At 75.0% G+C, this 12,812-nt stretch carries 12 protein-coding genes and 1 pseudogene; 6 read left to right on the top strand and 7 right to left on the bottom strand.

The window, feature by feature from the left end; all coding sequences use genetic code 11:
- A pseudogene (locus ACFU5J_RS15740) lies at window positions 1–374 on the top strand (hypothetical protein); the annotation flags it as partial.
- A 19-nt stretch (window positions 375–393) separates the two neighbouring features.
- Here the strand turns inward: ACFU5J_RS15740 and ACFU5J_RS15735 are convergent.
- Entirely contained in the window at window positions 394–1,257 is an 864-nt protein-coding gene (locus tag ACFU5J_RS15735) for a GNAT family N-acetyltransferase (protein ID WP_430579345.1), read from the bottom strand.
- Window positions 1,254–3,038, bottom strand: coding sequence for an aspartate--tRNA ligase (gene aspS / locus ACFU5J_RS15730; RefSeq protein WP_430579344.1), 1,785 nt, complete (start codon window positions 3,036–3,038; stop codon window positions 1,254–1,256). The genes ACFU5J_RS15735 and aspS overlap by 4 nt, the downstream gene beginning before the upstream one ends.
- A gap of 465 nt (window positions 3,039–3,503) precedes the next feature.
- Between aspS and ACFU5J_RS15725 the strand changes: the two genes are divergently transcribed.
- The 4 genes from ACFU5J_RS15725 to ACFU5J_RS15710 all read left to right on the top strand — a co-directional run bounded on the left by ACFU5J_RS15725 (window position 3,504) and on the right by ACFU5J_RS15710 (window position 5,957).
- On the top strand, window positions 3,504–4,658 hold the full coding sequence (locus ACFU5J_RS15725; RefSeq protein ID WP_430579343.1) for an SseB family protein: 1,155 nt from the start codon (window positions 3,504–3,506) through the stop codon (window positions 4,656–4,658).
- A 66-nt stretch (window positions 4,659–4,724) separates the two neighbouring features.
- Window positions 4,725–5,198 (top strand): PPOX class F420-dependent oxidoreductase, encoded by a 474-nt coding sequence (locus tag ACFU5J_RS15720; protein ID WP_430579342.1) that lies wholly within the window; start codon window positions 4,725–4,727, stop codon window positions 5,196–5,198.
- A 72-nt stretch (window positions 5,199–5,270) separates the two neighbouring features.
- Window positions 5,271–5,630, top strand: coding sequence for a DoxX family protein (locus tag ACFU5J_RS15715; protein ID WP_430575755.1), 360 nt, complete (start codon window positions 5,271–5,273; stop codon window positions 5,628–5,630).
- Window positions 5,631–5,642: 12 nt separating this feature from the next.
- A complete protein-coding gene (locus ACFU5J_RS15710) occupies window positions 5,643–5,957 on the top strand; it encodes a DUF1330 domain-containing protein (protein ID WP_430575756.1) in 315 nt (104 codons plus the stop codon).
- Between the two features lie 44 nt (window positions 5,958–6,001).
- Here the strand turns inward: ACFU5J_RS15710 and ACFU5J_RS15705 are convergent, their stop codons facing one another.
- The 3 genes from ACFU5J_RS15705 to ACFU5J_RS15695 form a co-directional block, all read right to left on the bottom strand.
- Window positions 6,002–8,173: an intein-containing Rv2578c family radical SAM protein gene (locus ACFU5J_RS15705; RefSeq protein WP_430579349.1), complete on the bottom strand. Its 2,172-nt coding sequence runs from the start codon at window positions 8,171–8,173 to the stop codon at window positions 6,002–6,004.
- A 57-nt stretch (window positions 8,174–8,230) separates the two neighbouring features.
- Window positions 8,231–9,301, bottom strand: a complete 1,071-nt coding sequence (locus ACFU5J_RS15700) for a hypothetical protein (protein WP_430579341.1) — start codon at window positions 9,299–9,301, stop codon at window positions 8,231–8,233.
- Between the two features lie 111 nt (window positions 9,302–9,412).
- Entirely contained in the window at window positions 9,413–9,991 is a 579-nt protein-coding gene (locus tag ACFU5J_RS15695) for a hypothetical protein (protein ID WP_430575759.1), read from the bottom strand.
- A 192-nt stretch (window positions 9,992–10,183) separates the two neighbouring features.
- Here ACFU5J_RS15695 and ACFU5J_RS15690 point away from each other — a divergent pair, with 192 nt between their 5' ends.
- Window positions 10,184–10,567: a VOC family protein gene (locus ACFU5J_RS15690; protein WP_430575760.1), complete on the top strand. Its 384-nt coding sequence runs from the start codon at window positions 10,184–10,186 to the stop codon at window positions 10,565–10,567.
- Window positions 10,568–10,600: 33 nt separating this feature from the next.
- Here ACFU5J_RS15690 and hisS read toward each other — a convergent pair whose 3' ends face one another.
- Together hisS and ACFU5J_RS15680 are read right to left on the bottom strand one after the other, a co-directional pair.
- Window positions 10,601–12,007, bottom strand: a complete 1,407-nt coding sequence (gene hisS, locus ACFU5J_RS15685; RefSeq protein WP_430579340.1) for a histidine--tRNA ligase — start codon at window positions 12,005–12,007, stop codon at window positions 10,601–10,603.
- Window positions 12,008–12,069: 62 nt separating this feature from the next.
- Window positions 12,070–12,762, bottom strand: coding sequence for an MBL fold metallo-hydrolase (locus ACFU5J_RS15680; RefSeq protein ID WP_430579339.1), 693 nt, complete (start codon window positions 12,760–12,762; stop codon window positions 12,070–12,072).
- Window positions 12,763–12,812 lie beyond the last annotated feature (50 nt).

The following is a 12,812-nucleotide window of genomic DNA, read 5'->3' as shown; positions in this document are numbered from 1 at the left end:
GCGCCGTCCTGGCCACCGCCCTCGCGCGCGTGGCGCCCGCCCGCCGGCGGGCGGCTGCCACCGTCTCCGCGCTCGGGGTCCGGTACCCGGCCCCCGCGGGCGCCCATCCCGCGGCGGGACGGCGCGTGCCCGACCTGCCGCTGGTGCCCGACGGCGCCGGGACGCGTATGGCGGAGGCGCTGCGGGCCGGCCGGTTCGTCGTCGTCGGGCCGGGGTCGGGCGCGCCGGCGGCGGTCCCCGCGGCTCCGGGCGAGGTCGACCCGGCAGAGCGCGTCGTGGTGCGGCGCGCCGACGGATGGTCCGCGACGCTGCTGGTCCGCCCGGACGGCTACCTGGCCGACGCCGTCGACCCCGCCCACGCGGCCGACGACTGACGCGCGCCGCGGGGTCCGGTCAGGGGCGAGAGCTCTCGAACTCCTGCGCGGGGTCGAAGCCCAGCCGCAGGTAGAGGCGCCGTGCCGCCTCGTTGTGGGCGTACACCCCCAGGGTGACCATCGACGTCTCGGCGAGGCCCGCCCGCGTGGCCGCGGCGGTCACCGCGGCGGCGATCCCCCGCCCGCGCCAGGCCGGGTCGGTCCCGATCGAGCCCAGCGCCCAGGGGCGGCCCGGGACGCGCCGTGACGCGCCCGCGACGCCCCGCACCACGCCGTCGTCGTCGCGCCAGCCCCACCAGCGGGAGCGGGGCTCGCCGACGGGCAGCTCACCTCCCGGGTGCGCGACGGCGAGGCACGCGGCCGCCTCGGCGCGCTCGTCGGCGCTCGTGAGCTCCGTGACGCGGTCCTCGCCCGGCACGACGGGCGGCGGCTCCGTGGCGCACATCCAGTCCCACGCGTCGAACGGTGCGCGGTCGCAGGGCGCCGGGACGACGAGGCCGTCCGGGGGGACGACGCCGGACAGCGTCGCGTGCGTGCCCCGCGGCATCGACGCCCGCACCACCGGGCCCAGTCCTCCGACGGCGGAGAGCTCCGCCTCGGCGGCCAGCACCAGGCGCGACGCGCCGTCGGCGCCGCCCACGGCGAGGACGCTCACCCCCGTCGGGGCGTGGTCGACGGCGAGCGGGCGCACGCCGTCGATCCGTTCCCGCCAGCGCAGGCGGACCAGGAAGGCGTCGTCGTCGAACCAGACGTGGCTGGCGTCCCACCCGCCGTGGGCGGCCTCGGCGACGACGACGGGGTGGTGCGCCCAGCGCGCAGGCACGCTCGCCCCGGCCACCTCGGTGACCGGGGCGAGGGCGTGCCCGTCGAGGGTGCTGGTCACTCCCCCGCGACCGGCGGCTCGTCCTGCGGCGGGGCGTCCACGCCCGCCTCCTTGCGCTGCTCCGGCGTGATCGGCGCCGGCGCGTCGGTGAGCGGGTCGTAGCCGCCGCCCGACTTCGGGAAGGCGATGACGTCGCGGATCGACGGCGACTTCGTCAGCAGCGCGACGATGCGGTCCCAGCCGAACGCGATCCCGCCGTGCGGCGGCGCGCCGAACTTGAACGCGTCGAGCAGGAAGCCGAACTTCTCCTGGGCCTCGGCCGGGCCGATGCCCATGACGTCGAAGACCCGCTCCTGCACGTCGCGGCGGTGGATACGGATGGAGCCGCCGCCGATCTCGTTGCCGTTGCACACGATGTCGTAGGCGTAGGCCAGGGCGTTGCCCGGGTCGGACTCGAAGCTGTCGATCCACTCGGGCTTGGGCGACGTGAACGCGTGGTGCACGGCGGTCCAGGCGGAGTGGCCGAGGTCGACGTCGTCGTCCTCGCCGGTCGGCTTGAACAGCGGTGCGTCCACGACCCACACGAACGCCCACGCGTCCTCGTCGACCTGGCCGGTGCGGTGCGCGATCTCGATGCGGGCGGCGCCGAGCAGCGCGCGGGCCTCCGAGGTCCGGCCGGCCGCGAAGAACACGGCGTCCCCCGGCTGCGCGCCGGTGGCGGCGGCGAGGCCCTCGCGCTCGGCGTCGGACAGGTTCTTGGCGACCGGGCCGCCGAGCGTGCCGTCCTCGCCGTACGTCACGTAGGCGAGACCCTTGGCGCCGCGCTGCTTGGCCCACTCCTGCCAGGCGTCGAACTGGCGGCGCGGCTGCGACGCGCCCCCGGCCATGACGACGGCGCCCACGTACTCCGCATGGAAGACGCGGAACGGCGTCTCGGCGAAGTACTCCGTGAGCTCGACGAGCGGGTTCCCGAAGCGCAGGTCGGGCTTGTCCGTGCCGTACAGGCGAATGGCGTCGGCGTAGGTCATGCGGGCGATCGGCGTCGGGATCTCGACGTCGATCAGCTTCCACAGCGCGACGAGGACCTGCTCGGCCAGGGCGATGACGTCGTCCTGGTCCACGAAGCTCAGCTCGACGTCCAGCTGCGTGAACTCGGGCTGACGGTCGGCACGGAAGTCCTCGTCGCGGTAGCAGCGGGCGATCTGGTAGTAGCGCTCGAGGCCGCCGACCATGAGGAGCTGCTTGAACAGCTGCGGGCTCTGCGGCAGCGCGTACCAGCTGCCGGGCGCGAGGCGGGCCGGGACCAGGAAGTCGCGGGCGCCCTCGGGCGTCGACCGGGTCAGGGTGGGCGTCTCCACCTCGACGAAGTCGTGCTCGTCCAGCACGCGCCGCGCCGCCTGGTTCGCCTTCGAACGCAGCCGCAGGGCGTGCGCCTGGCTCGGGCGGCGGATGTCGAGGTAGCGGTGCTTGAGGCGCGCCTCCTCGCCGATCGTCTCCGTGTCGGCCAGGGCCGTGGAGACCTGGAACGGCAGCGGGGCCGACTCGTTGAGGACCACGACCTCCTTGGCCACGACCTCGATCTCGCCCGTGGCGAGGTTCGGGTTGGCGTTGCCCTCCGGGCGGCGGCCGACCTCGCCGGTCACCTGCAGCACGAACTCGGAGCGCAGCGGGTGGGCCACGGACTCGTCCCGGATGACGACCTGGGAGATGCCCGAGGCGTCGCGCAGGTCGATGAAGGCCACTCCCCCGTGATCCCGGCGGCGATCGACCCACCCCGTGAGGGTGACGGTCTGGCCGATGTGCTCGGCCCGCAGTGAGCCGGCCGTGTGGGTGCGGAGCACGGAGGGGTCCTTTCGTGACGGGTGGTGGGCGGGTGGTGCCGCCGTCCCGGTGCCCGGCCGGGGCGGCCGTCGCGCCCCGTCGGGGCGACGTGGCGAGTTTAGTCGCTGCGCCCCGGGCCACATCCGCCTTTTCGGACGCCGGAGGGCGCGTCGACCGCCGAGGTGTGTTGCCGTGGTCACAAACCGCCCCTCTCGTTACTCTCTTCCGGGGCGAGACCGGGTGAGAACCGGTGGCTGACCTGCGGCGGGACCTGGACACGAGCCTGGGCCTGCGCGCGGGCGCGGACGGGGCGGGGGCACCACCAGCAACGAGACGGTCGGCACCAGAAGGCGCGGCGGCGAGGACACAGTGGAGGACCGATGGCACTCGAACGGGTCTCCCGAGAGCCCGTGACCAGCGACGCCGAGGACCGCACGCCCCGCACCGCGCTCACCTCCGACCCGACACTGGAGACCTGATCGACCATGACCGACGCCACCCACGACGCAGCGCCGGCGCAGCAGCCCGGCACCCCGGGGCCGCTCGCGACCGCGCTCGCCCGCGCCGACCGTGACGCGGCCCTCCGGGCCCTCCGCGACGCCCCCGTCGTCGTCCCGGTCCTCCCGCGCGAGGACGAGACCCCGCAGGTGCGCGTCTTCCCGGCACCCGAGGGCGGGACGCTCCCCTACGCCCTGTGCCTGTTCTCGTCGGCCGGTGCCCTCGAGCGGTTCCTGGCCGACGACCCCTCGCGGGCCTACAGCCTCCGGCGCCGGGACTCGCTGATCCCGTTCCTGCACCGGCACGGCGCCGTCATCGACCGGGTCGTCGTCGACCCCGGGAGCACCGACGCGATGACCCTGGGGGTGGCCGAGCTCGGCGCGGCGCTCGGTCCCGGCGACGACGCCGACGCGACCGGCCTGGCCGACGGCACCGGCGCGGGCATCAGCTTCGAGGGCCTGCAGGCGATGGCGAGCGTGGACGAGCCCGGCGGGTCGCGCGGCATCGGCATCGAGCTCAACCTGCCGGACCACTGGGCGCTCATCGACCTGGAGGACGAGGCCCAGCGGGACCTGCAGATCCGCGCGGTCGTCAAGCAGCAGGGCGCCGCCCTGGGAGACCGCGGGGCCGCGCTGCGACGCGACCTGCGCGACCAGCTCACCGCCGTCGCCACGAAGGCCGCCGCCGCCGGCGGGCAGGTCATGGCCTACCTGGTGCTGCCGGGCAAGGACGCCGCCCTCGCGCTGAACCTCACGCTGTACTGGCACGACCTCGGCCCCGAGGCGGGCGGCGTCACGCACCTGCAGCGCATCCACGACCGGCTCCAGCCGCGGCTCGGTCCCGACGACGCGCTCACCGTCACCGACACCCTCTCCGGCCCGTTCCTGCGGCACGTCCGGGTGACCCCGGGCTCGGCCGAGCTGGGCGGCCAGGACGTCCCGCTCCTCCTCGTCGACTACTGGGCGCCCGCGCCCGGCGCGCAGGCCGTCGCCCGGCTCGCGTTCTCCACCCCGCACGTGGAGATCCGCGACGCCATGCTGGGACTGACCGACAAGGTCCTGTTCGCCACCGAGTGGCTCATGAGCGCTCCCGGCGACGTCCCGGACGAGGCCGCCCCCGGCGCCGCGCCCGCTCTCCCCTGACCCGCCCGTACCCGCCCGTCCCCGCGCGTCGCCCTCGCCGCGCACCGCCACCACGAAGGGCCGCCCATGGCACCCCGCATCGCCACCACCACCCGCGTCGAGCGCGACGACCTGCTCGACCTCCTGCGCGCGCGACACCACGGCGTGCTCGTCACCACCCGGAACGACGGGTCGCCGCAGCTCAGCCCGGTCACGTTCGGCGTCGACGAAGCGGGGCGCGTCGTCGTGTCGACCTACCCCGACCGCGCCAAGGCGGTGAACCTGCGCCGTCGGCCGCAGGCGTCGTTCCTCGCCCTGGGCGACGACTTCGACGACGCCTGGGTGCAGGTGGACGGCACGGCCGAGGTGATCGACGTCCCGGACTCCGTCGAGCCGCTCGTCGAGTACTACCGCGCGGCCGCCGGCAAGGAGCACCCCGACTGGGCCGAGTACCGCGAGGCGATGCTCCGCCAGGGAAAGAGCGTCGTACGGATCACGATCGACCGCTGGGGGCCGGTCGCGACCGGCGGGTTCCCCGCCCGGCTGGTCGACGGCGCCTGACCCGCTCCGGCGGGCTGAGAGCCTGGTCACACCTCCCGCCCGGCGCCCGCGTGGGCACGTAGCGTCGGGCCCATGGCGACGTTGCCCGACCCCGTGTGGCCCGTGCTGGTGCTCGCCCTCGTGTGCGCCGGCGACGCCCTGCTGTGCCTCAGGCCCGTGTCGTTCATCGCGCAGTGCTTCCGGGACGTGGGCTTCCCGGAGCAGTGGTGGTGGGTCATGCCGTGGATCAAGGCGGCCGCCACGGTCGGCCTGGTCGCCGGGATCTGGGTGCCGGCGCTCGGGCTCGTGACGTCGGTCGCGCTCGTCGTGTACTTCGTCCTCGCGCTCGCCTTCCACGTGCGGGCCCGCGACTTCGGCCGCAACTTCTTCGTCAACGCGACCGGCATGTTCCTGCTGTGCGCGTTCGTGCTCTGGTTCTCGTTCCTGCGCTGAGAGGCTGATCCTGTGAGCCCTGACCTTCGCCCCGTCACGCTGTGCGTGCTGCTGTGGGCCGCCCCGGGCGAGGCCGACCTGCTGACCTCCTACGAGTCGGAGGTGCTCGCGCTGGTCCCCCGGCACGGCGGCCGCGTCGTCTCGCGGGTCCGCTCCCTCGACGCCGGGACGAGCACCGACGACCCGACCGAGATGCAGGTCATCGAGATGCCGGACGAGGCCGCCCTCGCGGCCTACATGGCGGACCCCGAGCGGACGGCGCGGCTCGACGTCCGCGACCGGGCCGTCGCGCGCACGCAGATCCTGCGGGTGTCGCCGGTCGACTGACCGCACAGCCCGCCGGAGCGACACGGTCGAAGCGGTCGAAGCGGTCAGAACAGGAGCTCCGCCTGCTCGGCGGCGCGCCCTGCCGACGTGGTCCGACGCTCGGGGATCGAGTGCTCGACGATCGAGCCGGCCGGGTAGTCGCCCTCGTCGTGCGGGCGCAGCTCGTCCGGGAACCGGCCGGTGGCGCCCGACCGCGCACGGTGCCCGGAGGAGCCGAACCCGCGCTCGACGAGCAGGGGCTCCACCCGGTCCCACAGCCACTGCCGGTACGCCTCCAGGGCGTACGTGCCGCGGGAGAACACCCGGCCGTAGCCGGCCACGACGCGCGGGTGGTCGCGCTCGAGCCACTGCAGGTACCACTCGCGGGTGCCCGGCTTGAGGTGCAGCGGCACCACCGTGACGCCCGTCGCCCCGGCGTCCGCCACCGCGTCGAGCAGCCGCCGCAGGTGGTCGCGCGAGTCGGTGAGCCACGGCAGCACGGGCGCCACCATCACGCCGCAGGGCAGCCCCGCCGCGCGCACCGCCCGGATGAGATCGAGGCGGGCGCGGGGCGTCGGCGTGCCGGGCTCGACCGCCTGCTGCAGCTCCTCGTCGGCGAACGCGAGGGACACACCCAGCCCCACCTCCACCTTGCGTGCGGCCTCGGCGATGAGCGGCAGGTCGCGCCGCAGCAGCGTGCCCTTCGTGAGGATCGAGAACGGCGTCCCCGAGTCCGCGAGCGCCCCGATGATCCCCGGCATGAGGCGGTACCGCCCCTCCGCCCGCTGGTACGGGTCGGTGTTGGTGCCGAGCGCCACCGGCTCCCGCCGCCACGACGGCCGCGCGAGCTCCGTGCGCAGCACGGCGTCGACGTTCATCTTCACGACCACCTGGGAGTCGAAGTCCCGGCCGGCGTCCAGGTCGAGGTACTCGTGGGTGGGGCGGGCGAAGCAGTTGTGCGAGACGACACCGTTGGCGACGAAGTCTCCGGTGCCGGTCGTGATGTCGACCATCTCCTGCTCGACGCCGAGGTCTTCGACGCTCGTCACCCTGAGGTCGCTGGAGGTCGTGACCGCGTCGCCGACGATCGTCGGCCTGCGCGTGATCGCAGGGGCGACGAGGTGAAGGAGGCGTCGCCGGGCCGCGAGACCTCCGGCGACCCGGACGGTGAGGACGCCGTCCGCACGCGCTCGCTCCCGGACGTTCGGCACACCGAGCTGGTCCAGGTAGGCGCCCGCACGAGTCACGATCTCCTCGTCGCCGTTCGAGATGCGCAGGACGCCTCGCGAGAGCGCCCCCTCGGCATCGAAGGTCCCCGCAAGAAACCCCCGCTTCCATGCGTCGGCAGGCTCTTCGGGCCACCTGATGGTCCGGTTGATCGTCTCGTGGTCCGCACGACGGCCCGAGTAGATGCAGTCCACGGCCCGCCTCGTCGGGGTCGCCGGGCGGAACGGCCGCCTCTTGAGGGCGACCCCTTCGAGAGTCAGGTACTCGGCCGAGCGGTCGAGCGCCTCGGCGTCGGTCAGCGCGAGCCGGAAGTGCGTCACGCGTCGCGTTCGCCCGTCGTCCGCCTGGTGGGCCTTGGACAGGAGCATCCCGTCGCCGCGAATCATGCCGGTGAGGTAGCCGAGGCGGTACTCACGAGACTCACCCGGCCCGGACCTCGCGGCCGTCGGCAGGCCCCGGCCGAACCCCATCAGCGCGTCGTCCGTCGTCAGGTACGGGCGCTGCGGTGCACCCCGCCCCGGGCGGGCCACGTGCGTCCACCCGCGGTCCCGCGCGAGGAAGCGGTGATCGCCGCTCGCGACGATCTCGGTCCCGTCGGCCAGCGTCACGCGGTACGCCCTCTTCACCTCGCGCCACACGGCCTCGACCGACGTCTCGGCATATCGACGAGACCCGCCGACCCTGACCGTGCCCACGATCTTGTCGCCGACCCGGACGTCACGGATCGGCCTCTGGCGGCCGTCCGCCATCAGGACGAGCGTGTCGGGGCTGGTGCAGTACCGGCACGCATGACTGCAGCCGCGGTAGGGGTTGACCGTCCAGCCGAAGGGCATCCGCGACGCGGCGGGCACCTTGGTGAGCGCGCTCTTCGCCATCACCTCGTGGAACGTGACGTCGGCGAACTCCGGCGTCCGCACGCTGCGCACCAGGCCGAGCCGCGCCAGGCCCGACCGCTCCAGGCCCGGCAGCGCGCCGTCGTCCGCCCCGATCGCCTGCCCGTCCCACCGCACCCACGCATTCGAACACACGTTCGATCCCGTGTCCAGCCCCGGCGCGGGGAGCCGCGCTCAGCCGCGGGCGCGCGTGAACGCTCGCCGCAGCCGCTCGCCCAGGGATGCCGGCCGGTCGTGCACCTCCGAGAGGAGCACCTCCACCACGTCGAGGGCCGCCGCGGCCACCTGCCGGGGCCGCGGCGCGTCCGGGTCCGTCCAGTCGCCCTCGGGCGCCTCCGGGAGCAGGTCGTCCAGGTCGCCGTGCACGGTGACGCCGCGCTGTCGCAGCCACGCGACCCACTCCCCGCTGCGCTCGGCCACCCAGGGCAGGTCGTCGGGCCCCACGGTGATCGCCGCGGAACGCCGAGGGGCCAGCGCGTGCGCCACCACGAGACCGTCCACCAGCGGCGACAGGTCCCCGCCCCGGTGCGCCCGCGCGCCCAGGCGGCCGTTGAGGCGACGCAGCACCTGCGCCTCCGGCACCCCGACCGACGCGTTCACCCGCGCCGCCTCGCGCGGCACCCAGGCCGGGTCCACGTCGAGGGCGTCGAGGAACCGCACCCAGAGCAGGTCCTCGGCCCGGCCCGGGGGCGGCGCCGTCACCACGTGGATCCGCTCCCGCGGCAGGCCGCTCCCCCACGTGGTGAGGACACGGGTCGGGTCGAACGACCTCATGAACGCGGACCGCCCCTCCCGCGCGCGGTCGAGGAAGTCACGCAGGGTCCTGCGGGCACCGAACTTGAGGGACTCCTGCCACCCGCTCGCGAGCTCCCGCGCGAGGTCGCGCGCGGTGAGCACGAGCCGGACGTCGGCACCGGACGCAGCGAGGTCCGCGAGCGCCCGCTCGGCCTGCCCGGGGGTCGCCTTGGCGAGCACCTCGTGGCTGAGGACGACGTCGCCGGACGCCCGCCCGGCCTTCGCGACCAGCCGGTCCCAGGCTCCGTCCACCCGCCGGGGCTCGACGCCGTGGTCGGTGCCCGTGAGGTCGAGCGCCGCCCAGTAGTGCAGCCGCGGCTCGCCGAGCGCGCCCGTCGGGTAGCGGACGTGGTGACGGCGCAGCTGCCGCCGGTTGGCGTGCAGTCGCGACTGCAGGTACGTCGTGCCGGACTTCGGCGTGCCCACGTGGAGGAAGACTCGGTGCGGCATGGTTCCACGGTCGCACTCCACCCTGGACCCGCGCTGGAGCGCGCGCGGGGGGCGGGCCGGCTGCGGCCGGCTCAGGCCGGCTCAGGCCGGCTCAGGCCGGCTCAGGCCGGCTCAGGCCGGCACGGGCCACCGGAAGGCGAGCGCGGCCGCGGCCGGCGCCGGGCCGCGCTGGGCGACGTACCGCTTGAGGTCGCCGCGGAAGGCGACCTCGCCCGGCACCTGGAGCAGGGTCTGCGGGCGCACCTTCCAGCGCGGCAGGCCCAGGTCGGCCACGCCGGCGCCGTGCAGCACCTGGTAGACGAACTCCGAGCAGAAGAACCGCCGGTCGTCCTCGGAGCCGCGGCCGAACAGCCCGCTCACGAGGCCCGGGGCGTTGTAGGTGTAGGTGTGGCTGTCGAGGAGGAACTCGGCCACCTGCCCGCAGACGGCCTCGCGCTGGGCGGCGGTCACCGGCACCTCGAGCACGACGCCGGGCAGCACCGGCATGTCACGGTAGAGGTCGTCGTCGAGCCGCTCGCGCTTGAAGCACCCCACGAACGGGTTGCCGGCGCGGCGCCGCCCGAAGCTGAACATCAGCTCGAGGTCGGCGTCGAGGGCCAGGGCCGCGTGGGTGTACTCGTCGCGTGTCGCCAGACGGATCGTCCGGGACAGGACGGTGCTGCTGCGGGACAGGACGACGTAGATGCTCACGGGCGCCACCGTAGCGGCTCCGACGGTCCGTCCGGCCAGGTCAGGCCCAAGTTCAGGGTGATTCTCAGGGGCGCCTCAGGGTGCGCGGGGGACAACCCCCGCGGGCGGTCCCCCGCTCAGTTCCCGCGGCGCGCCGGGTCCACACCCCAGGGCCCGGGACCGCCGGGCCGCGACCGACCCGAGGAGTCCCCCGTGTTCACCGTGCATCGTGCGTTCAGCAGCTTCTCCGTCGACGACCTCGACGCCGCCGAGACCTTCTACCGCGACACCCTGCGGCTCGCGGCGCGGCGCACGCCGATGGGGCTCGAGCTCGACGTCACGGGGGGCTCCCCCGTGTTCGTCTACCCCAAGGGCGACGCGCACGAGCCCGCCGGCCACACCGTCCTCAACCTCGTCGTGCCCGACGTCGCCGCGGCGGCCGCCGACCTGCACGACGCGGGCGTCGAGCTGGTGCGCTACCCCGGGTTCGCGCAGGACGCCGACGGCGTGGTCCGCAGCGACGACCCGCGCCAGGGCCCGACCATCGCGTGGTTCCGCGACCCCGCGCGCAACGTCGTCGCGCTCATCGAGGCGTGAGCGCCGCGGTCCCGGTCCGGGGACCGGGACCGCTCAGCCGGCCGCGACCGCGGGGACCACGCGCGGGTGCAGGTCCTCCGCCGGCGGCGCCCACGAGTCGGCGTGCGCGTCCACCTGCTCGCCGGAGCGGATGTCCTTGACCTGGCCGGCGAGCGCGTCGGCCGCCGGCTCCCCCTCGGCGCCCGGACCGGCCGGGAACCAGACGAAGGGGATGCCGCGGCGGTCGGCGACCTTGATCTGCTTGCCGAACTTCGCCGCGGTGGGCGCGACGTCGGCCGGGACGCCGCGGGCCCGCAGCGCGGTGGCGACGGCGTCGGACTGCGTGCGGTGCTCCTCGTCGCTCACCGCGACGAGGACTGCGGTGGGCACGCCGCGCGTCGCGGCGACCAGCCCCGCGGACAGCAGCCGCGACACGAGGCGCGAGACCCCGATCGAGAGCCCCACGCCGGGGTACGTGTTCTTGCCGTCGGAGGCGAGGGTGTCGTAGCGGCCGCCGGAGCAGATCGAGCCGAGCTGCTCGTGACCCACGAGGACCGTCTCGTAGACGGAGCCGGTGTAGTAGTCGAGCCCTCGGGCGATCTTGAGGTCCGCGACGACGACGCCGGGTGCGCGGCGCGCGGCCGCCTCGATCAGCGCGGCGAGCTCGCCGAGCCCGGTCTCCAGCAGCTCCGTACCGGCGGCGTAGGACGCCGCGAGGGCCCGCACGCGCTCGACGACGCCGACGTCCTCGCCCGAGATCGCGGCCAGCTCGAGGCACGCCTTGGCCTGCTCAGGCGTGGCACCCTGCTCGGCCTGCAGGAGCTCCGCGACCGCGTCGGGCCCGATCTTGTCGAGCTTGTCGACCTGGCGCAGGACGCCCTCGACGTCCTCGAGGCCGAGGCCCCGGTAGAAGCCCTCGGCGACCTTGCGGTTGTTCACGAGGATGCGGACCTCGGGCACGCCGACGTCGCCCAGCGCGCCGAGCGCCTCGGCCATGACCAGCGGAAGTTCGACCTCGTAGTGGTACGGGAGCTCGCCCGCGCCGACGACGTCGATGTCGGCCTGGACGAACTCCCGGAAGCGGCCGTCCTGGGGACGCTCGCCGCGCCACACCTTCTGGATCTGGTAGCGCTTGAAGGGGAACGCGAGGCGGCCGGCGTTCTCGAGCACGTAGCGCGCGAACGGGACGGTGAGGTCGAAGTGCAGGCCCAGCTGCTTCTCGCCGCGGTCCGGGGACGCGTCGGCCTGGCCCTCCTCCTGGAGCCTGCGCAGCACGTAGACCTCCTTGGAGGTCTCGCCCTTGCGCAGCAGCTGGTCGAGCGGCTCCACGGCCCGCGTCTCGATGCCGGCGAACCCGTGGAGCTCGAAGGTGCGGCGCAGCGTGTCGAGCACGTGCTGCTCCACGACGCGACCGTCGGGGAGCCATTCGGGGAAGCCGGAGAGCGGGGTGGGGCGTGCCATGGTGCACATCTTCCCAGACCGCGGGGCCGTCCGGCGCGCCCGTCCGCGTCGCGGCCGCCGCGTCAGCGCAGGTACGGGTTGGTGGCGAGCTCGCGGCCCACGGTCGTCGTCGGGCCGTGCCCGGGCACGACGTCGAGCGCGGGTTCGAGGCCGCCCACGACGTCGCGGAGCGTGCGCGCCATCGTCGCCGGGTCCCCGCCCGGCAGGTCGGTGCGGCCCACCCCGCCCGCGAACAGGACGTCGCCCGCGAGCACGACGTCCCCGACGACGTAGAGGGTGGAGCCCTCCGTGTGCCCGGGTGCGTGGAGCGCCCGCAGCCGTACCTCCCCCGCGACGAGCCCGCCGTCGGCGCCGTCGAACGGCTCGACGACCGCCGGGGCGCGGTAGTCCTCCGGGCGCCGGCCGGTGGCCGCGAGCGCCTGCGCGAGTGCGCCGCTGACACCGGGGTCCGCGGCCTCGGTGCCGAGGGTGCCGAACGGGTCGCCGAGCCGGTAGGCGTCGGCGGCGTGCAGGCGCAGGGGCACGTCGTACCGGTCGCAGAGGGCGGCGGCGTCCCAGGTGTGGTCCACGTGCCCGTGCGTGGCGAGGACGGCGCGAGGAACCAGGCCCCGCTCGGCGACCAGCCGCTCGACCCCCGGCGCGGTCCCGGCGCCGGCGTCGACGACCACGCAGTCCGCGTCGCGCCCGTCCGGACCCGCGACCACGACGCAGCAGTTGGTGGCGAAGACGGGGGCGACGACGAGGAGGATCTGCACGGCCTCCACGCTAGCGTCCGCGCCGTCGGCGGCGGGCCGGCCGTCCCTGC

This window comes from Isoptericola sp. NPDC057559, assembly GCF_042801555.1.
In the GTDB taxonomy this organism is placed as follows: Bacteria; Actinomycetota; Actinomycetes; order Actinomycetales; family Cellulomonadaceae; genus Isoptericola.
The sequence above is the reverse complement of the archived record's forward strand: the minus strand, read 5'-3'. Positions and strand labels throughout refer to the sequence as shown.

Excerpts from the sequence above, each read along its gene's own strand:
- ACFU5J_RS15715 (WP_430575755.1), top strand. The coding sequence starts at position 5,271 with ATGGCGACGTTGCCCGACCCCGTGTGGCCCGTGCTGGTGCTCGCCCTC.
- ACFU5J_RS15725 (WP_430579343.1), top strand. The coding sequence starts at position 3,504 with ATGACCGACGCCACCCACGACGCAGCGCCGGCGCAGCAGCCCGGCACC.
- ACFU5J_RS15720 (WP_430579342.1), top strand. The coding sequence starts at position 4,725 with ATGGCACCCCGCATCGCCACCACCACCCGCGTCGAGCGCGACGACCTG.
- hisS (WP_430579340.1), bottom strand. The coding sequence starts at position 12,007 with ATGGCACGCCCCACCCCGCTCTCCGGCTTCCCCGAATGGCTCCCCGAC.
- ACFU5J_RS15700 (WP_430579341.1), bottom strand. The coding sequence starts at position 9,301 with ATGCCGCACCGAGTCTTCCTCCACGTGGGCACGCCGAAGTCCGGCACG.